20 protein-coding genes and 1 pseudogene are annotated in these 24,029 nt (G+C 73.9%); 17 read left to right on the top strand and 4 right to left on the bottom strand.

Translation table 11 applies throughout. From position 1 onward, the window contains the following. Positions 1-76: 76 nt before the first annotated feature. From B100_RS0116925 to B100_RS0116885, 9 genes and pseudogenes are all read left to right on the top strand, one after another. Positions 77-2,962: a GNAT family N-acetyltransferase gene (locus B100_RS0116925; RefSeq protein WP_024885618.1), complete on the top strand. Its 2,886-nt coding sequence runs from the start codon at positions 77-79 to the stop codon at positions 2,960-2,962. A gap of 51 nt (positions 2,963-3,013) precedes the next feature. Next, entirely contained in the window at positions 3,014-3,598 is a 585-nt protein-coding gene (locus tag B100_RS0116920) for a DUF5998 family protein (RefSeq protein ID WP_037722968.1), read from the top strand. Further along, on the top strand, positions 3,598-4,827 hold the full coding sequence (locus tag B100_RS0116915; protein WP_051490006.1) for an alkaline phosphatase family protein: 1,230 nt from the start codon (positions 3,598-3,600) through the stop codon (positions 4,825-4,827). Before B100_RS0116920 ends, B100_RS0116915 begins: the two co-directional genes overlap by 1 nt. Before the next feature lie 43 nt (positions 4,828-4,870). After that, complete coding sequence (locus B100_RS0116910; protein WP_024885615.1) at positions 4,871-5,521, top strand: thymidine kinase; 651 nt, start codon at positions 4,871-4,873, stop codon at positions 5,519-5,521. An 82-nt stretch (positions 5,522-5,603) separates the two neighbouring features. After that, positions 5,604-5,676: pseudogene (locus B100_RS0116905) on the top strand. Between the two features lie 109 nt (positions 5,677-5,785). Beyond that, the gene (locus tag B100_RS0116900) at positions 5,786-6,922 is read left to right on the top strand and encodes a hypothetical protein (protein ID WP_024885614.1); all 1,137 of its coding nucleotides are present in this window, start codon (positions 5,786-5,788) and stop codon (positions 6,920-6,922) included. Between the two features lie 83 nt (positions 6,923-7,005). Then, complete coding sequence (locus tag B100_RS0116895) at positions 7,006-8,673, top strand: ankyrin repeat domain-containing protein (RefSeq protein ID WP_486585653.1); 1,668 nt, start codon at positions 7,006-7,008, stop codon at positions 8,671-8,673. Positions 8,674-8,774: 101 nt separating this feature from the next. Next, entirely contained in the window at positions 8,775-9,962 is a 1,188-nt protein-coding gene (locus B100_RS0116890) for a sigma 54-interacting transcriptional regulator (RefSeq protein ID WP_024885612.1), read from the top strand. Positions 9,963-9,973: 11 nt separating this feature from the next. After that, positions 9,974-11,167, top strand: a complete 1,194-nt coding sequence (locus B100_RS0116885; RefSeq protein ID WP_024885611.1) for a DUF2201 family putative metallopeptidase — start codon at positions 9,974-9,976, stop codon at positions 11,165-11,167. Here the strand turns inward: B100_RS0116885 and B100_RS0116880 are convergent. Continuing rightward, entirely contained in the window at positions 11,164-11,892 is a 729-nt protein-coding gene (locus B100_RS0116880; RefSeq protein ID WP_024885610.1) for an alpha/beta fold hydrolase, read from the bottom strand. The two genes, B100_RS0116885 and B100_RS0116880, sit on opposite strands and share 4 nt — an antisense overlap. Before the next feature lie 148 nt (positions 11,893-12,040). Here B100_RS0116880 and B100_RS0116875 point away from each other — a divergent pair, with 148 nt between their 5' ends. Continuing rightward, positions 12,041-12,442: a winged helix-turn-helix transcriptional regulator gene (locus B100_RS0116875; protein ID WP_024885609.1), complete on the top strand. Its 402-nt coding sequence runs from the start codon at positions 12,041-12,043 to the stop codon at positions 12,440-12,442. A gap of 31 nt (positions 12,443-12,473) precedes the next feature. Here the strand turns inward: B100_RS0116875 and B100_RS0116870 are convergent, their stop codons facing one another. Together B100_RS0116870 and B100_RS0116865 are read right to left on the bottom strand one after the other, a co-directional pair. Continuing rightward, positions 12,474-14,603 (bottom strand): SDR family NAD(P)-dependent oxidoreductase, encoded by a 2,130-nt coding sequence (locus B100_RS0116870; RefSeq protein WP_024885608.1) that lies wholly within the window; start codon positions 14,601-14,603, stop codon positions 12,474-12,476. Positions 14,604-14,659: 56 nt separating this feature from the next. Then, positions 14,660-15,412 (bottom strand): TetR/AcrR family transcriptional regulator, encoded by a 753-nt coding sequence (locus B100_RS0116865; RefSeq protein ID WP_024885607.1) that lies wholly within the window; start codon positions 15,410-15,412, stop codon positions 14,660-14,662. 55 nt (positions 15,413-15,467) lie between these two features. Between B100_RS0116865 and B100_RS0116860 the strand changes: the two genes are divergently transcribed. The 6 genes from B100_RS0116860 (at position 15,468) to B100_RS36965 (ending at position 21,943) form a co-directional block, all read left to right on the top strand. Continuing rightward, positions 15,468-16,892: an MFS transporter gene (locus tag B100_RS0116860; RefSeq protein WP_024885606.1), complete on the top strand. Its 1,425-nt coding sequence runs from the start codon at positions 15,468-15,470 to the stop codon at positions 16,890-16,892. Positions 16,893-17,139: 247 nt separating this feature from the next. After that, positions 17,140-17,790 carry a response regulator transcription factor gene (locus B100_RS0116855; protein ID WP_158686727.1) on the top strand — a complete coding sequence of 217 codons (651 nt, stop codon included), beginning with the start codon at positions 17,140-17,142 and terminating at the stop codon, positions 17,788-17,790. Between the two features lie 215 nt (positions 17,791-18,005). Beyond that, positions 18,006-20,084, top strand: a complete 2,079-nt coding sequence (locus tag B100_RS36490) for an ATP-binding protein (protein WP_158686726.1) — start codon at positions 18,006-18,008, stop codon at positions 20,082-20,084. A 112-nt stretch (positions 20,085-20,196) separates the two neighbouring features. Then, positions 20,197-21,201, top strand: coding sequence for a GTPase (locus tag B100_RS0116845; RefSeq protein ID WP_158686725.1), 1,005 nt, complete (start codon positions 20,197-20,199; stop codon positions 21,199-21,201). Then, the gene (locus B100_RS0116840) at positions 21,198-21,506 is read left to right on the top strand and encodes a hypothetical protein (RefSeq protein WP_024885602.1); all 309 of its coding nucleotides are present in this window, start codon (positions 21,198-21,200) and stop codon (positions 21,504-21,506) included. The genes B100_RS0116845 and B100_RS0116840 overlap by 4 nt, the downstream gene beginning before the upstream one ends. A gap of 230 nt (positions 21,507-21,736) precedes the next feature. Then, positions 21,737-21,943 carry a hypothetical protein gene (locus B100_RS36965; protein ID WP_158686724.1) on the top strand — a complete coding sequence of 69 codons (207 nt, stop codon included), beginning with the start codon at positions 21,737-21,739 and terminating at the stop codon, positions 21,941-21,943. A 140-nt stretch (positions 21,944-22,083) separates the two neighbouring features. Here B100_RS36965 and B100_RS0116830 read toward each other — a convergent pair whose 3' ends face one another. Further along, complete coding sequence (locus tag B100_RS0116830; RefSeq protein ID WP_024885600.1) at positions 22,084-22,887, bottom strand: VOC family protein; 804 nt, start codon at positions 22,885-22,887, stop codon at positions 22,084-22,086. Positions 22,888-23,093: 206 nt separating this feature from the next. Between B100_RS0116830 and B100_RS0116825 the strand changes: the two genes are divergently transcribed. Then, positions 23,094-23,945 (top strand): sulfurtransferase, encoded by an 852-nt coding sequence (locus B100_RS0116825; protein WP_024885599.1) that lies wholly within the window; start codon positions 23,094-23,096, stop codon positions 23,943-23,945. Positions 23,946-24,029 lie beyond the last annotated feature (84 nt).

Here is a 24,029-nt window from a genome sequence, read left to right as displayed (position 1 = left end):
CGCGGCCTCGGCCCGGCGGTCGTCCACCACAGACTGCCTCGCGCCACCGTCGGACGCGAGCCGTAGTCTGGGGCCCATGCAGACCTCGTCGGACCGCCACGAGTACCCCGCCCACTGGGAGGCCGACGTGGTGCTGCGCGACGGGGGCACCGCGCGCATCCGCCCCATCACGGCCGACGACGCCGAGCGGCTGGTCAGCTTCTACGAGCAGGTGTCGGACGAGTCGAAGTACTACCGCTTCTTCGCCCCCTACCCGCGGCTGTCCGCCAAGGACGTCCACCGCTTCACCCACCACGACTTCGTGGACCGGGTGGGGCTCGCGGCGACCATCGGCGGCGAGTTCATCGCCACCGTGCGCTACGACCGCATCGGCGCCGGCGGCCGGCCCGCGAGCGGAGCGGAGGCCGACGAGGCCGAGGTCGCCTTCCTGGTGCAGGACGCCCATCAGGGCCGGGGCGTCGCGTCCGCCCTGCTGGAGCACATCGCCGCCGTCGCCCGCGAGCGCGGCATCCGCAGGTTCGCCGCCGAGGTGCTGCCCGCCAACACCAAGATGATCAAGGTGTTCACCGACGCCGGGTACACCCAGAAGCGCAGCTTCGAGGACGGCGTCGTGCGCCTGGAGTTCGACCTCGAACCCACCGACCGCTCCCTCGCCGTGCAGTACGCGCGCGAGCAGCGCGCGGAGGCGCGCTCGGTGCAGCGGCTGCTCTCGCCCGGCGCGGTGGCCGTCATCGGCACCGGCCGCATGCCCGGGGGCGTGGGACGCAGCATCCTCGACAACATCCGGGACGCCGGGTTCACCGGCCGCCTCTACGCCGTGAACGGGGCGCTGCCGGAGGGGCAGAAGGAACTCGACGGCGTGCCCGCCTTCCGCTCGGTGCGTGACATCGACGGGCCCGTGGACCTGGCGGTCGTCGCGGTGCCCGCCGAACGGGTCCCCGAGGTGGTCGCCGAGTGCGGCGAGCACGACGTCCAGGGGCTCGTGGTGGTCTCCGCCGGCTACGCCGAGTCCGGCCCCGAGGGCAAGGAACGCCAGCGCGCCCTGGTCCGGCAGGCCCGCAGCTACGGCATGCGGATCATCGGGCCGAACTCCTTCGGCGTCATCAACACCTCGCCCGAGGTCCGGCTGAACGCCTCGCTCGCCCCCGACATGCCCCGCCCCGGCCGGATCGGACTGTTCGCCCAGTCCGGCGCCATCGGGGTCGCCCTGCTGTCGCGCCTGCACCGACGCGGCGGCGGCGTCACGGGCGTGACGGGCGTCTCCACGTTCGTCTCCTCCGGCAACCGCGCGGACGTCTCCGGCAACGACGTCCTGCAGTACTGGTACGAGGACGCCGACACCGACGTCACCCTCATGTACCTGGAGTCCATCGGCAACCCCCGCAAGTTCACCCGCCTCGCCCGACGCACCGCCGCGGCCAAGCCCTTGGTCGTCGTCCAGGGCGCGCGTCACGGAGCGGGACCGCGTGGGCACGCCGTCCGCGCGACCCAGCTGCCCCACGCGACCGTGTCGGCGCTGCTGCGGCAGGCCGGGGTGATCCGCGTGGACACCATCACCGACCTGGTCGACGCGGGCCTGCTGCTCGCCCGCCAGCCGCTGCCGGCCGGGCCCCGGGTGGCGATCCTCGGCAACTCCGAGTCCCTGGGCCTGCTCACCTACGACGCCTGCCTCGCCGAGGGTTTGCGCCCGCACCCTCCGCAGGACCTCTCGACGGCCGCCTCGGCGGCGGACTTCCACGCCGCGCTCTCCCGCGCGCTGGCCGACGACACCTCCGACGCCGTGGTCGTCACCGCCATCCCGGCCGTGGGGGAGGGCCCGGTCGGCGACGCCGCCCTCGCTGAGGCGCTGCGCTCGGCGGCCGCCGCGGCACCGACCAAGCCCGTCCTCGTGGTCCACGTGGAGCTGGGTGGTCTCGCGGAGGCCCTGTCCGCCGCGACCAGCACGGCACCCCAGCCAGGCGCGGCCTTCGGCCCGGTCCCGGCGGACGGCGGCGCGGCGGTGGACGGTGGCGCGGAGGCTGACGGCGGCACCGGGGCCCAGGACGCCGACCCCCTCGCGCCGGCGGCACCCCCCGCGCCGGTCCCCCCTCCCGAGGGCGCCCACCTCATCCCCGCCTACCCGGCCGCCGAGCGCGCCGTACGGGCGCTCGCGCAGGCCGTGGCCTACGGGCAGTGGCGGCGCGAGGCCACCGACCCCGGCAAGGTGCCCGAGTACGAGGACATCGACGAACGCGGAGCCGCCTCCCTCATCGAGGGGCTGCTCTCCCGCGGCCAGGGCCTCACCCTCACCACCGACGCCACCTGCGAACTGCTCGCCGCCTACGGCATCCACGTGCACCGCGCCCTGCCCGCGCCCACGCCGGACGCCGCCGCCGAGGCCGCGCGCGCCCTCGGCTACCCGGTCGCCCTGAAGGCGACCGCACCCCACCTGAGGCACCGCGCCGACCTGGGCGGCGTCCGCCTGGACCTGGCCGACGAGGAGCAGCTGCGCCGGGCGTACGGCGAGCTGACCGAGCTGTTCGGCGGTCCGGAGGAACTGCGCCCCGTGGTGCAGCGGATGGCCCCGCGCGGTGTCGACACCGTCGTCCGCGCGGTCATCGACCCGGCGGCCGGCGCCGTGCTGTCGTTCGGGCTCGCCGGGGCCGCCTCCCAGCTGCTGGGCGACATGGCGCACCGCCTGATCCCGGTCACCGACCGGGACGCGACCTCGCTGGTGCGCTCGATCCGCACCGCGCCCCTCCTGTTCGGCTGGCGCGGCTCGGCGCCCGTCGACACTCCCGCGCTGGAGGAGCTGATGCTGCGGGTGTCGCGGCTGGTCCACGACCATCCGGAGGTCGTCGCCGTCACCCTGGAGCCGGTCGTCGTCGCCCCGCACGGCGTGAGCGTCCTGGGTGCCTCCGTGCGCCTGGCCCCGCCGCCCGCCCGCGACGACCACGGGCCCCGGACCCTGCCCACGTACTGACCGGGGGCGAGCGGTGCCTCGCAGTCAGTGGCCACCCGTAGGATGGGCGACATGGCCAAGACCAGTACGACGACCCAGGGGCTGCGGACGGCGATCGAACGCAGCGGCTACTACCCGGCTCTCGTGGCCGAGGCGGTGGAGGCCGCCGTGGGCGGCGAGCCCATCCGGTCGTACCTGGTCCACCAGGAGACGACGTTCGACCAGAACGAGGTACGGCGGCACGTGACCGTGCTCGTCCTCACCGGCAACCGCTTCATCGTCAGCCACACCGACGAGCAGGCCGCGGACAGCACCTCCTCCACCCCCTACGCCACCACCTCCACCGAATCGGTGAAGCTCGGCCGGATCTCGTCGATCGTGGTCAGCCGCGTCGTCGCCAACCCGGAGTCCTACACGCCGGGCACGCTGCCGCGCGAGATCGTGCTCACCATCGGCTGGGGCGCGGTCTCCCGCATCGACCTGGAGCCTGCCGCCTGCGGCGACCCCGACTGCGAGGCCGACCACGGCTACACGGGCAACTCCACGGCCGACGACCTGAGCCTGCGCGTCAGCGAGGCCGGTGACGGCCCGGAGACGGTGCGCCAGGCCCTGGTCTTCGCCCAGGCCCTGTCCGAGGCGACCGCGGACCTGCGCTGATGGCTCACCCCCCGCCCGCCGCCCACGACCGGGGGCACCTGGCAGCGCACCTCTGGGACACCCACCCGGAGCCGCTCCCCGTCGACTCCGCCCCGGTACCGGCGTACGGCACCGGCTCCCTCGCCGACCTGCTGCCCACCCTCGCCGCCGGCCTCGGCGTCCCCGGCATGACCGTCGGTATCGGCGAGCTCACCCCCGCCGACCGGAACTGCGTCTTCCTGATCGACGGCCTCGGCTGGGAGCAGCTGAAGGCCCACCCGGAGGAAGCGCCGTTCATGACGTCCCTGCTGGCCGCCTCGCGCGGCGGCACCGGACGCCCGATCACCGCCGGGTACCCGGCGACCACCGCGACCTCCCTGGCCTCCGTCGGCACCGGTCTGCCGCCGGGCGCGCACGGCCTGCCCGGCTACACCGTGCGCGACCCGGACACCGGCGAGCTGATGAACCAGCTGCGCTGGCAGCCCTGGACCCCGCCCGGCGCCTGGCAGCCGTACCCGACCGTCTTCGAACTGGCGCACCGCGCGGGCGTGCACGCCGCACAGGTGTCCTCCCCGCACTTCGCCAACACCCCGCTGACCAAGGTCGCGCTCAGCGGCGGCACCTTCCAGGGACGGCTGTCCGGGGAGGACCGCATGGACACCGCGGCGGAGCAGCTGGCCGCCGCCGACCGCTCGCTCGTCTACACGTACTACGCCGAGGTCGACGGGGCCGGTCACCGCTTCGGCGTCGACTCCGACACCTGGCGCGGCCAGCTGATGTACGTCGACCGCCTGGTGCAGCGCCTGGCCGAGCAGCTGCCGCCGCGCAGCGCCCTCTACGTCACCGCCGACCATGGCATGATCGACGTGCCCTTCGACGAGCAGCACCGGATCGACTTCGACGAGGACTGGGAGCTGAAGGCGGGCGTCGCCCTGCTCGGCGGCGAGGGCCGCGCGCGTCACGTCTACGCGGTGCCCGGCGCCGCCGGGGACGTGCTGGCCTGCTGGCGCGAGGTGCTCGGCGAGCAGTTCTGGGTGGCCTCGCGCGACGAGGCGATCGACGCGGGCTGGTTCGGCCCGTCGGTCGACGAGCGCGTGTACCACCGGATCGGCGACGTGATCGCGGCCGCCCGGGACGACGTCCTGCTCATCGCCTCCGAGCGGGAGCCGAGGGAGTCGGCGATGGTCGGCAACCACGGTTCCATGACCCCTGCCGAGCAGCTGGTCCCCCTGCTCGAAGTACGCTCCTGACGCGTCCCGTCCCTGATCCCTGCCGAAAGGTGTTCGACCCCCCATGTCCGAGCTGGTGTTCTTCTGCGGCACGATGGACTGCGGGAAGTCGACGCTCGCTCTGCAGATCGAGCACAACCGGTCGGCACGCGGCCTGGTCGGCATGATCTTCACGCGGAACGACCGGGCCGGCGAGGGCAAGCTGTCCTCCCGCCTGGGCCTGGTCACCGACGCGGTGGAGGTCGGTGACGGCGCCGACCTGTACGCCCACCTCGTCGACCACCTCTCGCAGGGCCGACGCGCGGACTACGTGATCGCCGACGAGGCGCAGTTCCTGGCGCCCGAGCAGATAGACCAGCTCGCGCGCGTGGTGGACGACCTGGAGCTCGACGTCTACGCCTTCGGCATCACCACCGACTTCCGCTCCAAGCTGTTCCCCGGCTCCCAGCGCCTGGTCGAACTCGCCGACCGTGTCGAGGTGCTCCAGGTCGAGGCCCTGTGCTGGTGCGGCGCCCGCGCCACGCACAACGCCCGCACGGTCGGCGGCGTGATGGTCGTCGAGGGCGCCCAGGTCGTCGTCGGCGATGTCACCGGCTCCACGGACGAGATCGGCTACGAGGTCCTCTGCCGCCGCCACCACCGCCGCCGCATGACGGCGGCGACGGCGAGGGCGGCGGCCCTGGCACCGGACGTGCTGCCGGTGTCGTCTAGCTGAGCCGCCCGGCCGAGAAGGTCGCACACTTTTCCAAACAAGTGATCGAATCCGGCGGTCGGTCCCGCTATGATCGTCGACTGGCAAGGCCGTAGCGCAGAGGTCGTCGCGCCCACGCATCAAGCTGGAGGACGTCGGTTCGAATCCGACCGGTCTTGCCGCCCTAGTCGTGGAGAAACGTCGACAGACGTCGGTCCGTCGCGGGCGGGCGGGGGCCGTACCGGCCCCCGGCGGACCGGACACCGGCGACGGACCGGTGGAGTGGTGATGACGCAGCCGACCCCCGTGCGCTGCCCGGCGATCGAGCACCCGGACGTCCCGTCCGCCGATCCCGAGGGCCTGGACCCGCTGCTGGCGAGGCTCGGCTCGGACCGGGCGGTCGAGGACGACGAGACCTTCCCACTCGGCACTCTCCGCGCGGACGGCCGCGTCGACCTGTGCAAGCAGGGACTCGGAGCGGCGGGCGCCGCCCGGCTGATGCCCGCCGCGGCAGCATCCCCGCACGCCCGGCATGTCCTGCTCGGCACCAACGCCATAGGCGACGAGGGGGCGTCGACGGTCGCTCGCGCCCTCGCCGGCGGCCACGGTCTGCGCACCCTGTATCTCGGCTGCAACCGCATCGGCCCCGACGGCGTCACCGTCCTCGCCGACGCGCTCTCCGGCGACGACACCGTCCGCGCCCTCTGGCTCAAGCGCAACCCCGTCGGCGACGACGGTGGCACGGCCCTCGCCGCGATGCTCCGCCGCAACACGGCACTACGGACCCTCGACCTCGTCAACACCGGTGTCACGACGGCGAGTCTGCGCCTCCTGCTCGACGCCCTCACCAGCCGCCCGCACCCCGTGGAACGCCTCTTCCTCGGCGGGAACGGCCTGACCGCCGACACCGCCGGACTGCTCGCGGCGCTCGTCCGGGACGCTGGGGTGCGCGAGCTGTACCTGCCCGCCAACCACCTCGGCGACCGGGGCGCCGCCGTGCTCGCGGCAGCGGCCGCCGACTCCGCACACCCCGCACGGCTCGGCCTGGGCGGCAACGGCATCGGTCCCGCCGGAGCACGCGCCCTCGCCGACGCCCTGGGCGGCATCGAGGCGCTCGACCTCGGACGGCCCATGTCGGAACGCAGCCTCGGCGCACCCGCCAACGCCACCGGTGACGACGGCGCGCATGCCTTGGCCTCCGCGCTCCCCGGCAGCCCCCTGCGCCGGCTGGAGCTGCGCCACACCGGCCTCACCGGACGCGGCGCCAAGTCCCTCCTGGCGGCCGTTCCGGACGACTCCCCGCTGGAGTACGTCGGCCTGGGCCCCGGGCTGCCCCGCAAGGTGAAGCGCTCCTTCACCCGGCGTCTGCGGCCCATGACCGCCGCCCACCCCGACCTGCGCGCGACAGGGAGCGTCTACCGGTGAGCCGCCGCACCGCACCCGCGTGCTTTTCGCCTGCGACGGCGTCGAGTTGGCGCCGGATCCGGCGGTACGCCGTCCCGCGCGCCATGATCGAGCGCGCGACCGAACGCCGTCACGCGGGTGACTGGAGGGGCGCCTGCGCGGCGGCCCGGTTCGACGTCGACATCGACCTGGCGGAGATCGCCGAGCACTGCGGCCACGACGTCGCCGCCGCGCTGGAGGACGACCTGCGGCACCTGGTCCCCGACCTGGTGCGATGGCACCTGCCCCGGACGCTCGACGGCTGGACCACCCTGGACACCGACCGCACCGTGGTCCTCGCCCGGTACCGGCCGGTCGGCGCGGACGAAGGCCCGCGCGCCACGCCGTACCTGCACCTCACCACACCCAAGATGCGGCAGGGACCGCAGCGGGTCTCCCTCAGCTTCGGCACGCTCGCGGCCGAGGGGCCGGTCGGCGTCTTCGGCGGCCTGACGGAGGACTGGCGGTACGCCCGGCACCTCTGGGACGCCCGGCACACCGCCGCCCTGCGCGAGCACGCGGGCGGTCCTGGACGGCTCCCGTTCTTCGATGCGGAGGGCGGACTGCTCGCCCCTGACGCACTGCCCTCCTCGGACCCCGGTGACGGCGACCCGGCCGGACGGGCCGAGTGGGTGACGCTGCTGCACGAGAAGGGGGAGATCCACGAGGCCTTCGCCGCCGCCGGGATCGACGCCGACCTGGCGGCGCCGGACAGCGGCCCCAGGTGGTACGTGGGCGCGGAGACATCCGTCGCCGTTCTCTCGCTCGACCACACCCGCCTGGCGCAGGAGATGCGCCGGCTGCGGGACGAGGGCGCGGGCGACCGCTTCCTGATGCTCGACCACTGGCACAGCAACCTTCTCTGGAAGCTGAAGGACGGCGGCCTCTCGGTGAGGGTCGTCGACCCCAGGAAAAGCACCGAGAAGCTGCCGTTCCTGCCCGAGACGCTCTGGCGCAGGCTCCCCGACCTCGACCTGCTCCGGGTGGGCGGGATCGAGCCGGAAAACCTGCATCCGCTGGTCGCCGAGGCCCTGTTCCCCGGCGTCCGGCCCGACGGAGGTATCGGTGGACCACCGGGTCCCGAGGCTCCTCCGCCCGTCCGGGTGCGCTGCCGGGGCGAGTGGCACGAGGTCGGCTTCCGTCCGGGCGCCCTGCTCCGTATGCCGCACAGCGACGAGGAACAGCAGCGCGAGCGGGCCCTGCGCGCGTTCGGCGGCGCCGTCGCGGGATGTTTCGCCGTGGAGCAGACCTGGTCGTCGGGCGAAGGGCGGCTGCCGAAGGCGCTCCGCGCGCAGCGGCGCGACCTGTTCCTGCGCGGCCAGCACGGCGACACCGACGGCGTGCTCCAGCTTCTCGACATGGGTGTGGACTGCCGCGTCCGTGATGCCGCCGGACGCTCCCTGCTGCACGTGTTGAACCTCGTCGACCACGAGCCCCTGCTGCCCCGGCTGCTCGCGGCGGGGCTCGACCTGGAGGCGAGGGACTCGCAGGACAAGACCCCGCTGTTCGTGGCGGTCGCCGAGGGCGGTTCCCGCGCCCTGGTGGAGGCTCTGCTGGACGCGGGCGCCCGGATCGACGTCGAGGACCACATGGAGCAGTCGCTCGCGCACGTGATCCGCCGTTACCGGCGGGACGATCTGGCCTTCCTCCGCAAGCGCGTCCGTGAGGAGCACCCGGACGTCGGCGGCGACTGGTGGGACGAGTACCTGGACCGCCGCGACGAGAACGACTAGCGCGTCGGCCCGACGGCCACCGACCCGCACCCGTCCCCGCGCGGCACGAGCCCGCCCGGCACAGCGAGGAACCCAGCCTTGACCACCAGAGGAACCCAACCTTGACCACCACCCCCGCCCCGCTCGCCGCCGCCGACGCCCTCGTCGCCCGGCTGCGCGCGCGCCGCACCGAACCCGTCGCCAGCTCCCAACTGGAGGCGCTGACCCTGGCAGTGACGGCCAACCAGCCCGTCCTGCTGTGGGGCGAACCCGGCATCGGCAAGTCGGTCGGACTGGAACAGCTCGCCGCCGGACTCGGCCTCCCGCTGGAGACGGTCATCGCGAGCGTCCACGAGCCCTCGGACTTCGCCGGGCTCCCGATCGTCGGCGACGACCCGGCGGCGACCGGCGTGCCCATGGCCCCGCCCGACTGGGCGGTCCGGCTCCGGGACGCCGGGCACGGCCTGCTGTTCTTCGACGAGTTGTCCTCCGCGCCCCCGGCGGTGCAGGCGGCTCTGCTGCGTGTGGTGCTGGAACGCCGGGTCGGCAGCCTGGTCCTGCCGGACGCGGTGCGGATCGTCGCCGCCGCCAACCCGCCGTCGAGCGCCGCCGACGGCTGGCACCTCAGCCCGCCGCTCGCCAACCGCTTCGTCCACCTCCATTGGACCCACCACCCGGCCACGGTCGCGCGCGGCATGGCCGGAACCTGGCCGGAGGCGACGGTCCCGGTCGTCGACCCCGCGAAGGTGCCCGGCGCGGTGGCGCGGGCACGCGGCGCCGTCTCCGGTTTCCTCACAGCCCGCCCCGGCCTGGTCCACCAGCTCCCCGGCGACGCGGAGGCCCGCGGCCGCTCCTGGCCGTCCCCGCGCACCTGGGAGATGGCGCTGCGGCTGCTGGCGACGGCGTACGCGACCGGCGCGGGCCGTGAGGCGACGGCCGTCGCGCTCACCGGGGCCGTGGGCGACGGCGCGGGCATCGAGTTGCTGTCGTACCTGGAGCACCTGGACCTGCCCGACCCCGAGCGGGTCCTCGCCGACCCCGACGCGTTCGCGCTGCCGGACCGCGGCGACCGGCAACTGGCCTTCCTCATCGCGATCGTGGCCGCCGTGCAGAGCGATCTCACGCGGCCCCGCTGGGAAGCCGCCTGGGCCGTGCTGGCCAAGGCGGTGGACGCGGGTGTGCCGGACGTGGCCGCCCGTGCCGCCACCGACCTCGCGGCGATGCGCCGGCTGGACTGGCCCGTACCTCCCGGCATCGACGCGTTCCTGGACCTGCTGCAGCTGTCCGGGGCCCTGCCCGGCGGCCGTTGAGACGAGCGGGCATGACGGACCCCCGCGGCGGCCTGGACCGCACCAAACTCCTCGCCGCCCGCTACCGCGCGGCGCACGACCGCCCCTATCTGGCGTCGGCGCTGTACGCCCTCGGCATCGTGGAGAGCACCGCGGTGCCGACCATGGGCGTGGACCGGCACTGGCGCTGCTACGTGTCGCCCGCGTTCGTCGACGCGACGCCCGTCGACGAGCTCGCGGGCGTGTGGATCCACGAGGTGGCCCATCTGCTGCGCGACCACCACGGCCGCGCCGGACGGCTCCCCGCCGCCGACCAGCGCGACCACTGCCGCGTCAACGTCGCCCAGGACTGCGAGATCAACGACGACGTCCTCGCCGACGGCCTGCGCCTGCCCGCCGGACGCGTGGAACCCCGTCTCTACGGTCTGCCCGCCGGCCAGCTGTTCGAGCAGTACCTGCCGGCACTGCCCCCGCACGTCCGGGAACACGACTGCGGTTCGGGCGCCCACGGCATCTCCGCACCGTGGGAACTCCCGCGGGCCGACGGCCCCGACGGGGTCGGCGAGGCCGAGGCACAGGCACTGCGGCGGCACACCGCCGAGGCGATGCGCGCCCACCAGCGCTCCCGTGGCACCCTGCCCGGTGGCTGGCAGCGCTGGGCCGAGGAGGTCCTGGAACCCACGGTCGACTGGCGGCAGGCCCTGACCGGCGCGGTACGGGAGGCCGCCGCCTGGGCGGGCGGCGCCGTCGACTACACCTACCGCCGTCCCTCGCGCCGCACCCCGGCACTGCGCGGTGTGGTCCTGCCGAGTCTGCGCCGTCCGCTGCCCCGGGTGGCCGTCGTCGTCGACACCTCGGGCTCGATGGGCGAGGCCGAACTCGCGGCGGCACTGGGGGAGATCACGGGTGTCCTGCGTGAGGTCGGCGTACGCGGCAACCGTGTCACCGTCCTCGCCTGTGACGCCGACGTGCACGCCGTGTCGCGGGTGACGACGACCGAGGAGGTCACGCTCGGCGGTGGGGGCGGCACGGACATGCGCGTCGGCATCGACGCCGCGCTCGCGTCCCCCGAACGCCCGTCGGTCGTGATCGTCCTCACCGACGGGTTCACCCCCTGGCCCGCCGAAATCCCGTCCTGTCGCCTGATCGCGGCCCTGATCGGCGACGGCGCGCCCGAGCCGCCGCCCTGGGTGGAAACGGTGCGCGTCCCGGCTGCCCCGGTCTAACCGGCCACGTCCAGCAGCAGCTCGCTCAGTTCGGCCGGCATCGTGATCATGCAGTCGTGCCCGGTGGGCAGTTCCCGTACCCGCGACGGCGTCCCGTTGGGCTGGAGCGCCGGCACCGGGCGGCGCACGATGCCCTCCGGAGCCGCGCCGACGCAGTGGATGTGCGTGCGCGGGACCTGGCGCAGCGCAGGGTTGTCCAGACGCGCCGGCTGCTGGAGGCACAGCACCGGGTGGTCGGACAGCATGCCGCGCAGCCACTCCTGGTCCGCCGGATCGGTCACACCGAACAGGCCGAAGGGTGGCGGCAGTTCCGGCAGGGGCGGGATGCGCCACGGGGTGTCCGTGGACGCGGCGAGGTCGATCAGGCTCTGGGTGACGGGCTGCGCGCCGACCGCCGTCTCGCCGTGTTCCGGGACCATCGCGTCCAGGTACACCAGATGCGCGACCCGCTCCGGGACCTCGTTCGCCGCCGACGAGATCACCAGGCCCGCGTAGCTGTGGCCGACCAGGATCACGTCGGTCAGGTCCTCGTCCTTGATCAGCCGGACGACGTCCTCGACGTGCGTGTCCAGGCCCACCTCGGGACCGAGCAGGTGCGCCTTGTCGCCGTAGCCGGTCAGGGAGGGGTGGAACGCGCGGTGTCCGGCCGCTTCCAGAAGCGGGGCCACCCGCTCCCAGCACCGTCCGTCGTGCCAGGCGCCGTGGACAAGGAGGTAGGTCGACACAAGGGTGCCTTTCACGCAGGGGCAGGGGAGGGGAGCGGTTCCCTTCCGTGCCTCGGTACGCTTCGGGAACCGCTCGTTCATCCTGGTGCACCCGCCCGGTCACGGGCAATAAGGCACATTTCGGTGACCCGGTTCCCCGGAGGTAACCATGACCCCACCCGACGGCCCGTCAGCAGCGATCCACCGGCAGCACCCGTGCCGGACGGCCGACGTGCTGAACATCGTCGGCGACAAGTGGTCCCTGCTGGTCGTCCGCAACCTCAGCCAGGGGCCGCGCCGCTTCACCGAGCTCAAGCGCGCCACCACCGGCATCAGCCAGCGCATGCTGACCGTCACCCTGCGCAGCCTGGAGCGCGACGGCATCCTGACGCGCACGGTCCACAACGTCATGCCACCGCACGTCAGTTACGAGCTCACCCCGATGGGCGCGACCCTCCGCGAGGCCACCGCGCCCCTGCTGGAGTGGTCCACCCACAACCTGGACGGCATCGACGCCGCCCGGGCCGCCTACGACACCCGCGCCGAGACCGCCCGGCCGACACCCTCGTAAGCCCAGCCCGGCGGATCGTGCCGGACAGGCCCTAGCCCTCCCGTCCGTGCCGCCGCCGCAGTCCCTCCGCCAGCGGGGCCTTGGCGAAGGCGCCCGCCGCCACCCGGGACGCGACCGTGCGGCGGACGATCCGGTCGGTCAGCGCCGGGGCGTGCCGGGCCAGCGCCATCTCGGCCCGGCCGCGGCGGGTCGTCGCCACGTCGCGTGGGGCCCGGCGGGCGGTGACCGCCGAGACCACCGCGGCCACCACACCCTCCAGCGGCTCCGGCCGCGACACCCCGTCCAGGGAGAGCCCCGCCTCACGGGTGCTGTCGTGGATCGGGCTGCGCACCATGCTCGGGTAGACGGTCGTCACTCCCACATGGGTGCCGACCTCCAGCCGCAGCGTGTCCGCGTACGCGGCGAGGGCCCGCTTGGAGACCCCGTACGCGGCGGCCAGCGGCAGCGGCATCACCGCCATCCGCGAGGCGATGAACACCACCCGCCCGCGCGCCCGTTCGAGATGGGGGAGGGCCGCCGCCGTCACGTCCCAGGCGGCGAGCAGGTTGAGGTTCAGCTGGGCGTGCACCTCCGCCGACGGCCGCAGCTCCGCGGGTGCCGGACCGCCCCGGCCCGCGTTGTTGACCAGGACGTCCACGCCCCCGCCGAGCAGCCGCACGGCCTCCTCGACGCCCTTGGTCACCGACTCCGGATCGGTCAGGTCGCAGCCCACCACCGGCACCGGTGCCGAGGCGTCGGCGTGCAGGTCCAGGCCGACCACGCGGGCGCCGAGCTCGGTGAAGCGCGCCCCCAGCGCCCGGCCGAAGGTCCCCGCGGCGCCCGTGACGAGCACCCGCCGTCCCGCGAGCGGGGTCACGTCCCGTCCGCCGTCCAGGTCCCGCGCCACCTGGCGCAGGTACTGGTCGACGTCGATCCGCATGTGCGGCCGTTTGCCGCCCCAGCGTTCCCGCGCCGCGTGCAGCTCCGCGGTGACCGAGGCCAGCATCCGGTCGCGCGGCGGCCTGCGCAGCCGTCCGGTCAGATGCGCGGCGAGCAGCCGGCTCTGCGCCTCCACCACCGGCAGCGCCGACCCCGTCGACTGCATCAGGCCCACGAAGGACAGGGCGTCGTCGTCCAGCGGGAACACGTGCCGGTACAGCGGCAGCCGGGCCGGGTCGGGGACCAGCGCCGGGTCGAGGAACGGCACGGTCGCCCGGTACCCGGTGCACCACAGCACGTGGTCCACCTCGTCCTCCCGCCCGTCCGTGAAGCGCACCCGGCGCCCGTCGAAGCGTTCGATGCCCGCCCGTACGCCGATCCTCCCGGCCCGCACCAGCGCGGGGACCGTGTCACTCAGCGTCGGATGGTCCTGGAGCACGCCCTCGGGGGACGGGGGCAGCGCCGGGCCCTCCGTGCCGCGGGCCGCGAGCCGCAGCATCGTCTGGGAGAGCCGCTGGCGCAGCCGCCACGGCAGGACGGCCGCCAGCGCGCCGTTCCACTGGTCGGTCGGGCGGCCGAACAGCCGCTTGGGCAGCACCCACACGCCGCGCCGAGCCGAGATCAGCACCTCGTCCGCCTGCTCCGCCAACTCCGTCGCGATGTCCATCGCGGAGTTGCCGGTGCCGACGACCAGCACCCGGCGGCCCGCGAACTCGGACGGCTCGCGGTAGGCGTGCGCGTGCGAGGTGGTCCCCTCGAAGGTGCCGGAATACGGCGGTTCGGGCAGACGCGGGGTGTGGTTGTGCCCGTTGGCGACCACGAGATGGGCGACCGGCTCCTCGTACGCGCCGTCGGGGCCGGTCAGTTCGAGGAGCCAGCCGTCCTCGGTGCGCCGGGCGGCGACGAGTTCCGTGCCCGTGCGGAAGTGCTCCGTCACACCGAAGCGTCCGGTGTAGTCCTGGACGTACGACAGCAGTTGGCCACGCGAGGGGTAGTCCGGCCACTCCGCGGGCATCGGGTGGTCGGCGAACTCGGTGCGAGCCCTCGACGTGTTGAGCCGCAGCCCCTCGTACGCGGCGGTGTCCGGGGCCAGTCGCCACAGTCCGCCCAGCTCGTCGGCGCGCTCCACGCCGAACACCTCGACGCCTGCCTGGAGCAGCGCCTTCACGGCCGCGATGCCCGCTATGCCGCCGCCGACGACGGCCACCCGTCCCGGTCCCGCCGTGCCCCGTCCTGCGCCCATCGCGTCCGCGCCCTTCCCCGAGCCGTGCAGCCGTCGTATGCGGCTGTCCCGTGGAGTTATTCCAACGTGCGATGGATTATTACGTCACTTCCGTCGCCGGCACCAGCCCTCCGCCCGCCCGCGCTCCCTTCGGTCCCGTACAGGGCGTCGAGGAAGCGGCGCACCCAGAGCCGGAACTCGTAGCGCTCGCGCTCCCGTTCCGCGGGGGAGGCGGCGGCCAGCGCGGTGACGTGACCGTGCGCCGCCCACACCAGGCTGCGGACCGTGACGTGCGGCGTGGTCTCGCGCACGGTCCCCGCCTGGGCGGCCTCCAGCAGTGCCCGCTCCACGTCGCCGTACAACGGCAGCGCGTAGGCCCGGTCCAGGCCCGCGCCGCGCGTCGGGTCGAGCCACCGGCGCAGCCACAGGAACGTGGTGTGCGGATGCTCCTCCAGGAAGTCCACGAAGCCCTCCGCGAGCGCGCGCAGCGCCGCGCTGAGGGGCTCCCCGCCCGCCGCCGTGGCCCGGTCCAGGTCGGCCACCAGCGGGGCGAGCGCCGCCCGCTCGGCTGCGTGCACCCGCTCGAAACAGGCGTCGTACAGAGCCTCCTTGGCGGGGAAGTGGTGGTGCAGGCTCGACACGTCGATGCCCACCCGCGCCGCGATGTCACGCAGCGAGGTCCCCTCCGGCCCCCGGGCGGCGAACAGTTCCGTGGCCTCCCGCAGGATCCGCTCGCGCGTGGAGGGCCCGTCCCGCTCCGCGCGCCGGGGCCGTCCCGGACCGCGCCGGGCGGGCCGCTCGTCGGGGGATGTCTCGCTGCTCTTCCTCATCCGGCACAGTCTGGCTAGGATCCGCAGACCTCGCAATCCAACACCTGAGGGATTCATGAACGCCGCCACAGGATCCGAAGCCCCTCTCCCCGACGAGCGTGCCCCCGCCGCCGTGGCGGACGCCGCGGACGGCGCCGACGTGCCCCGTCCCGCGCTCGTGCGCTACGCGCTCGGCTCGGCCGGCATGGGCGTCTACGTCACCGTCCCGGGCCTGCTGCTCCTGTATTTCCTGACCGACACCCTCGGCGTCGCCCCCTGGCTGGCCGGTCTGGCGCTGCTGGTCCCCAAGGCCGTGGACATCGTCCTGCACCCGTACGTCGGCTCGCTGTCCGACCGTGAGCGTGCCAGCCGGGGGACCAGGCTGCGGCTCCTGAAGGCGGGCTGTGCCCTCGCGCCCGCCTTCGTCGCGCTGTTCGCCGTCCCCGGGCCGGTGGCCGACCGGCCGTGGACCGCCGCCCTCTGGGTCGCCGGCTGGTTCGTCGTCGCCAACGCCCTGTTCGCCGCGTACCAGGTGCCCTATCTCGCCACCCCCACCGACATGACGGTCGGCTACCACGGCCGGACCCGGGTGCTGTCCTTCCGGATGGTGGTCCTCACCGTCGGCATCCTCGTCGGCGGCGCGCTGGCCCCGCTGCTGGCGGGGGAGGGCGACTCGGTCGGCCGGTACGTGAGCATGGCCTTGGTCCTCGGCGCGTTCACCGTGGTCTTCCAGTTCGTCGGCGTCGGTGGCGTCCGCGACCTCCTGCCCGCCCCCGAACCCGGCCGACGGGCCCCGGAACGGACCGCGCGCAACCCGGCCCTCGCCCAGGTCCGGGACGTACTGCGCCGCAACCGCCCCTTCCGGGTGCTGGTCTCCTGCTACCTCCTGGTCTCCACCACGACCCACCTGGTCCTCGCCGGTCTGCCGTACTACGCCCGGCACGTACTGGACCGCCCCGGCTTCACCACCGTCCTCATGGCCGCGTTCGTCGCCCCCGCGCTGCTCACCACGCCCGTGTGGTTCCGCCTGTCGCGGAGCTGGGGCAAGCAGCGCTGCCTGCTGCTGTGCCAGGGGTTCTTCGTCGCCGGGGCGCTCGGCCTCGCGGCGGGGAAGGGGGCCGGGCTCGTGGTGCCCGTCCTGTGCACCCTCGTGCTCGGCGTGTGCTTCGCGGGCCTGCAGCTCTTCCCGTTCTCGATGGTCCCGGACACCGTCCGCGCCGGCGGCGGCGCCGAGACCGACCGGACCGGCGCCTACACGGGGGTGTGGACCGCGACGGAGGCGACGGGCGCCGCGGCCGGCCCCTACCTGTACTCGGCGGCCCTGGCGCTCGGCGGGTACGCGGCCGCGCGGGCCGGCGAGGAGGTCACCCAGTCGGGCGGCGCGCACACGGCCATCCTGCTCGGCTTCACGCTCCTGCCCGCCCTCCTCATGGCGGCCGCCCTCGCGGTCCAGTCCCGCTACCGCCTGGACGCGGACCTCAGCGGGCCCAGGAGGCCGTGACGAGGCTCAGCCCGTCACGACAGCCCTGACAGCGCTCGGGCAGCGGCTGTGGGCAGGCTCCTCGTCGTAACGGTCCGAGCCACCGAAAGTTCCTCACGAAGCCGCCCCGACTCGCCGTGGCGCGGCCTACGATGCACCTCCGGGAAATCGAGCGCACATCAGGGCCCCGGGATGCGCGACGGGGGCGGGGGATGGCATGGGACCAGGCGCGGGGGACGGGGGCAGCCCGGTGATCAGGGTGGCCGCCGTGGACGACCACCCCATCCTGCTCGACGGCATTGCGGCGTACTTCGCCGCTCATGCGCCCGGTATCCGGCTCGTGGCCACGGCCGAAAACGTCGACCTCCTGTTCGCGGCACTCGCCGGTGACACCACGGCATCCGTCGTTCTGCTCGACCTGCGCCTGCGCGACGGCAGCGACGTCACCTCGAATGTCCGACGGCTGCGGGCCACGGGGGCGCGCGTGCTGGTCTTCACCGCCGAGCAGCGCCCAGCCCTGGTGCGTCGGGCGCTCGACGAGGGAGCGCTCGGCCTTGTGCTGAAGGAGGATCCGCAGGAACGGCTCGTCGACGCGATCCGCACGGCGGACTCGGGCGAAATCTATGTCTCCAGCCGCCTCGCCCACTCGATCGTGACCGATCCGCGGGGTGAGGTCCGGCTGTCCGCCCGCCAGAGGGAGGTGCTGCAACTGATCGCCCGGGGCCTGCCCTACGCGGACATCGCACGCATGCTTCACATCACCGAGGACACCTTGCACACCCACCGCAAGAGGGCGGTCGAGGCCTACGCCAAGGTGGGTGACGACCAGATGGGAGGCACCAGCGGGCTCGTGTACCGAGCTGTGGCCGACGGGCACATCGACATCGGCCCAGACCTGCCGGAACGGACCGTCCCCTGAGACCGGGGTCCTACCGGTACGGGGTGGAGTGCGGGCTGTCCCGCGCGGTGGCCGCTCTGTCAGCCCTGTTCGCTCTGAGCTGGTCCGGATTCCTGCTGTCGGGAGCCGCGGAGCCATGGCCCGATGTCCGCGCGGTGGCACTGGTGTCGCTCGCGCAGGCTGTGGTGACGGTCGTACGCGGCGCACGGGTGCACCTTTCGCGTGGGGACCTCGGCATGGCTGTCGGCCTGGCGCTGGTGGGACCGGCGGTACTCGCCGCCGAGGGGACCTCCCGCGTCGTGATCGGGCAGCGTTGCCTGCTGACCACTCCCGCCGTGCTGCTCGCCGCAGCGGTGCTGCCGGGCCGTGCCCGCCGGTGGACGTACGCGGTGGTGATCGGTGCGCAGGTCGTCACCTGTTGGCCGGCGGACGGCCCGGCAGGCGCCGTCGAAGGCGTCTGGCCGCTGGTGGCGACGGCCGTGGCCGGTGATGTGCTTGCTCCGCTCATGCGCAGGGCGGGCGACCGGGCCGACCGAGCACGTGAGCGGGTACGGGCGGTACGAGCGGCTGCCGGCCGCGAGGCCGGCCGACGTGAGGCCCACCGCAACTTCCAGGGCGTGCTGCACGACGAGGTCAGTACCGCACTGCAGGCCATCGCCCTGCCCGGCGTCCCGTTGCTCCGGCTGCGGGAGGCGGCTGCGGGAGCCGTGGCGGCGCTCGCGGCCTACCCGGTCCGGCCGGCCGGCGCCGGCATGGTGGACCTGACGGCTCCGATCTGCGGACTCCGGCCACCCGCAGGGACGGAACTGACGGTCGAGACACCCGACGCGCTTCACGTTCCGGCACACGTCGCCGAGGCCGTGGTCGGCGCCGCCCGCGAGGCGCTCCGCAACGTCGAGGAGCATGCCGGGGCCCGGACCGTACGCGTACGACTGCAAAGCGTGGGCGGACAGGACCGTCCTGACACCGGGAGGGGTGCGGGTTTCCGGCTGAGCGTCACGGACGACGGGACGGGTTTCTCCGCCGGGGAGATCGCCCCGTCCTCGGTGGGCTTACAGCGTTCGGTCATCCGGCGCATGGACGAGGCCGGAGGACGGGCGGACATTCGCAGTACCCCTGGACGCGGCACCACCGTGCGGCTGGAGTGGCACCCGCCGGCCGCAGCTCCGGCGGACGCGGAAGAACTGGCCGACGCCCGGGACGGAACCGCCGAGGCGACGCTCGCACGGATGCGGGCCGCCGTGGGGGACGTGCGGCGCCCCCTGGCCGCCGTATGTCTGCCGTTCCTCTCGGCCATGGGGATCATCGCGGTCATACATGCCTCCCGCAGCCCGGGCACCGGCCCGCTCCTGATCTGGTACGCGCTGCTCGCGGGCCTGACCGTGGCGCTGCTCCTGCGGGCGGATGCGGGCATCTCCCGATACGCGGCCGGCGCGGCCTGCTGTTTCGCCGTTTCCGGCGTGCTCGGCAGCTTCCTGTTCCTTCCCCTCTCCGCCCTCAAGGACTTCGATTCCTGGCCGGTCGGCGCCGTGACACCGCTGCTGACTCTGCTGGTGATCGTCCGCCCTGCCTGGGAAGCGCTGACGGCACTGGCGCTGGAACAGGCGGGCATCGTCGTACTCGTCGTCACCGGCCCGCCGATTGCCTCCTCGCCCGGCGCAACCGTCGCCGTCGTGCTGCCCGCCCTCTTCGCGCCCGCACTCGGCGTCCTCACGGGCCTCGTCATCGGACGCACCATCGCCCACCTCGGCGGGGTGACCGCCCGGGCGGAGTCTGCCCGGTCGGCCTTGCTGGCCACCGAGGCGGCGCGGCGGGCCCGGGAGGAACTGCACCGTCAACGACTGGCCCTGCTCGGCGAGGAGATCCTTCCACTGCTGACCGAAGTGGGCTCCGGCCGGTGCGCGCCCGACGACCCAGGAATCAGGAACCGGGCCCGTCTGCTGTCCGGTGCCGTCCGCGACGAGCTCCAGCTTCCCGGCGTCCTCGACCGGACCGTGCGTGACCTGTTGGCGTCCGCCCGCCAGGGGGGATGCGCCGTCGCCATTCAGTCGGACTCCGACGACCTGCATCCGCCCGCTCTTCTGCGGCTGTTGCTGAGTACGGCGCTGACCAGCGGCCCCGCGCCGAACGAGATCATTCTTACCGTCAACGCCGTGACGGGCACCTTACGGGCCTCCCTCGTCGTGCTCCCAGGAGACCGGCAGCGGGCCCGGGCGCTGGAAGACGCGCTTTCGGCCGGCGGTGCCCGAACGGACGCCGACGTGCTGAACTCCGACACCTCCACCTACGTGGAAGCAGCCGTTCGCGCTCCCTGACCCCGCGCCCGCCGACCGTGTCCCCGTCGGCGGGGACAGACGGCACGATCCCCTTACCGGGACGATCGCGGTACCGGGGCGCGGGGCCCCGGTGATCCAGAAAGGCACGGTCATGTCCGGAACCATCCGCGACCGCCTGAGGCGGTTCACCACGTCGGTCGAGCAGTCCGAGGACCTCACACCCGCCCAGAAGAAGGCGGTCCTTGAAGGCTATGAGGAGGCGCTCGGCAAGGAAGGCCCGCCCCGGCTGGTCCTCATCGGTCAAACCGGAGTCGGCAAGTCCACGACGGTCAACGCCCTCTTCAATGCCGGACAGGAGGTCGGGCACAGCAAGGCGACCACCGACAGGGCCTGGACGATCCCGGTGCAGGAGGTCAGTGGGAGCAAGGGCGCCCTGGAGGTCGTCGACATGCCCGGCCTCGGTGACGACATCGCGAACTACCGCCGCTACCTGGACCTGTACCGGCAGATCCTGCCGACCGCGGACGCCATCGTGTGGATACACCCGGCCGAGGACCGGACGGTCCAGCTCGTGCAGCAGGCGCTGGCGGACGTCTTCGGGAACAGTCCCGACCTGGTCGGCCGCCTGGTGTTCGGCCTCAACAAGGCCGACGAAATCGGTCCGCACGACTGGAACAGGCACGCAAATCTGCCCTCCGAACTGCAGCGGGCCGCGCTACGGGAGCGGGAGGAGGAGTTCACCCGCAGCATCGCCCGCGTGCTGCCGTCCTGGCGGGGCCGGGCGGTGTGTTACGCGGCCGGCCGGTTCTTCAACCTGACGGCCCTGTTCAAGGAGATGATGTACGCCGTCCCCGAGCAGCGCCGGTGGGTTCTGGAGCAGCGCATGGCCCTGGCGGACTTCACGGCTCTGGTGGACCGCAAGCTGCTTCGGGCCGCCACGGCGAGGACCCTGGCCGAGATTCCGGAAGGCGATCCGAACCCACCCGTCCCGCAGCAGATGCCCCAGGACCGGACGCGACAGCCCGATCCGCACGAGCCTCGGTCCGTCGCCGACGCGCTGGCGGAACTCTCCGATGCCCAGTGGCGTGAGCTGTACGCCGACCGGGCTCGGTTCGAGGAGTACGTACGCCGTGTGGAGCGGGGGCAGAGCCGATGAACGCCGAACCGCGAACGGGAGCGGAGTTCGACGCGGTGGTGGACGCCCTGCGCTCGGTCATCCAGGAACAGATGGAGGACCTGCGGGAGATCGACCGGTTGTCGGAGGCGTCGTTCCGACTGTGGCTCAACAAGGTGGCCGGCCGGCTCGCGGCGGTCGCCGGTGTCTCCCTGGCACGCGTCAGTGCCTTCATCGACGACCTCGCGTCGATCGCGGCACGCATGGTCGAGACGGGGAAGCGGTCCTACCGGGACGCGTACCGCAGGGCCCGCCGCGTCCCGGACGACCCGCGACGGACACCATGACATGGGTCGAGTTCGCGTTCCCGCAGTGCCCGGCTTGCTCCCGCTCGTGGGCCGTGAGCCGGCACCGCGACTGCCCGGAGGACGCGGGAAGTGACGCCGGGAGCGGTGGCGGCGGTCTGGAGGTGGAGCCCGACCGGTCGCGAGTGCGCTGCTCGGGCTGCCGTCGGACGTGGGGGGTGTGGGAGACGAACTTTCACTGCCCCTGCGGACGCCGGTTCGAGGCACAGGAAGTGGAGGAGGCCGTTCGGGAGATCATCCGCGTAGCGTCCTTGCTGGCACAGGTGCTGGCTCAGCAGGCGCGGGACCTGGCGGACATCCGCCGCGCGGGTGACGCGTCGTTCCGCGCCTGGACGAGCCGTCTGGTCAACGCCGTGGCGAGTTCGCTCGGGACGATGGCAGGCCGCCTCGTCGGCAGCCTGCTGAGGGCCCTGGACTGAGAGCGACGGCGGCGGGCCCGGGTCGCCGGCGTCCGCCGCCACCTTGCCAGATCCGGGTGCGTCCCGGGGTCTCGGCCGTACAGTCGGCCGACTCGCGCCGTGCCCGGGCGCGACAGCCGCGGCCACGCGACACCGGCGCGTCAGCGCGGACCCCGTAGCAGCGCGAACCGCGCCCCCTCCGGGTCGGCCACGGTGGCGACGCGGCCGTGCTCGGTCTCCCGGGGTCCGGTGAGCACCTGGCCGCCCAGGTGGAGGACCTGGTCCACCGCGTCGTCGGCGTCCTCCACCGTGAAGTACGTCGTCCAGTGCGGCCCCCGGTCGCGGGGCAGCGCGGTGCCCACGCCGTGGACGCCGGTCACCGGGCGGCCGTCCAGGCGCAGCGTCACGTAGTCGAGGTCGGCCGAGACGACCGGATCCTCGTCGTAGCCGAACACGGTCTCGTAGAACTTGGCCACATGCGGCGTCTCGTAGGTCGTCAGCTCGTTCCACGCCGGGGTGCCAGGCCGGCCGGTGACGCCCCGGCCGGCTCCCGGGCCCGCCTGCCAGATGCCGAAGACCGCGCCGCACGGGTCCGAGGCCAGCGCCATCCGCCCGGCGTCGGCGGCGTCCAGCGGCCCCACGCCGACCGTGCCGCCGCACGAACGCACCACCTCGGCCGTCCGGTCCACGTCGTCCGAGGCGAAGTAGGGCGTCCAGGCGACGGGCAGCCGGCGGTCGGGCGGCAGCACCCCGATCCCGGCCACCGCGTGCCCGTCGAGCACGGCACGCACGTAGGGGCCGAGCGGCTGCGGGCCCGGCCGGAACTCCCATCCGAACAGCGCTCCGTAAAACTTCTCGGTCGTGGCCAGTCCGCGCGCCATCAGGCTCACCCAGCAGGGTGTGCCGGGCGTGTGCCGACCGGACCCGCCGCCGTTCGGGCGGGCGTTCCCCCGTGCGTCGGTCATCGTCACTCTCTTCTCGGCCGCTCGTACGTCGGCCGTGGTCTGCTCGCCCCTGCGGGGCCGTCTCGCGTCCGCCTGGCGGATCGTTCCCGCACCGCAGCCGACACCGTATGTGCCCGATCCCGTACGCCCGGTGACCGGATGTGCCCGGCCGAGCAGAGTAGTCGGAGCGGGACGAGTCGGCCACCCCGTGCGCGAGGATGGTGACCATGAACGTCATCATCTCCGCATCCGAACTCGCGGCCGCGCTGCAGACGGACCGCCCGCCGGTCCTGCTCGACGTCCGCTGGCAGCTCAGCACGGCGGCCGCGAACGGCGAACCGCCGTTCGACGGGCGGGCCGCCTACACGGCGGGCCATCTGCCCGGCGCCGTCTTCGTCGACCTGGACCGGGAGTTGGCGTCCGCACCCGGCCCGCAGGGGCGCCATCCGCTGCCGGATCTCGCGGTGTTCGGTGCCGCGATGCGCCGTGCCGGGGTGTCCGCGGGGACGCCCGTGGTGGTGTACGACGGCGGTATCGGCTGGGCGGCCGCCCGCGCCTGGTGGCTGCTGCGCTGGACGGGTCACCCGGACGTGCGGGTCCTGGACGGCGGACTGTCCGCCTGGGAGGGGCCGTTGGAGACGGCGGTGCCGGAGCCGGCCGAGGGCGACTTCGTGCCGGAGCCGGGGGACACCGGGGTGCTGGACGCGGACGGCGCGGCGGATCTCGCCCGTACGGGGGTGCTGCTGGACGCCCGTGCGGGGGAGCGGTACCGGGGCGAGGTGGAGCCCATCGACCCGGTCGGCGGCCACATCCCGGGTGCCCTGTCCGCGCCGACCTCCGCCAACGTGGGCGCCGACGGCCGGTTCCGGCCCGCCGACGAGCTGCGCGCCCGCTTCGGTGAGCTGGGCGTGACGCCGGACGCACCGGTCGGCGTGTACTGCGGCTCGGGCGTGTCGGCGGCGCACGAGGTGCTGGCGCTGGCGGTCGCCGGTGTCCCGGCGGCTCTGTACGTCGGCTCCTGGTCGGAGTGGTCCTCGGACCCGGAGCGACCGGTCGCGGTGGGACCGGACCCGCGGTAGCGAAGCCTTGTCGGCCCTGGCGGGCCTCGTCCTCAAACGCCGGACGGGCTGACATCAGCCCCTCCGGCGTTTGAGGAGCGGGGT

The sequence above is a fragment of the Streptomyces sp. CNH189 genome (assembly GCF_000527195.1).
The sequence above is the reverse complement of the archived record's forward strand: the minus strand, read 5'-3'. Positions and strand labels throughout refer to the sequence as shown.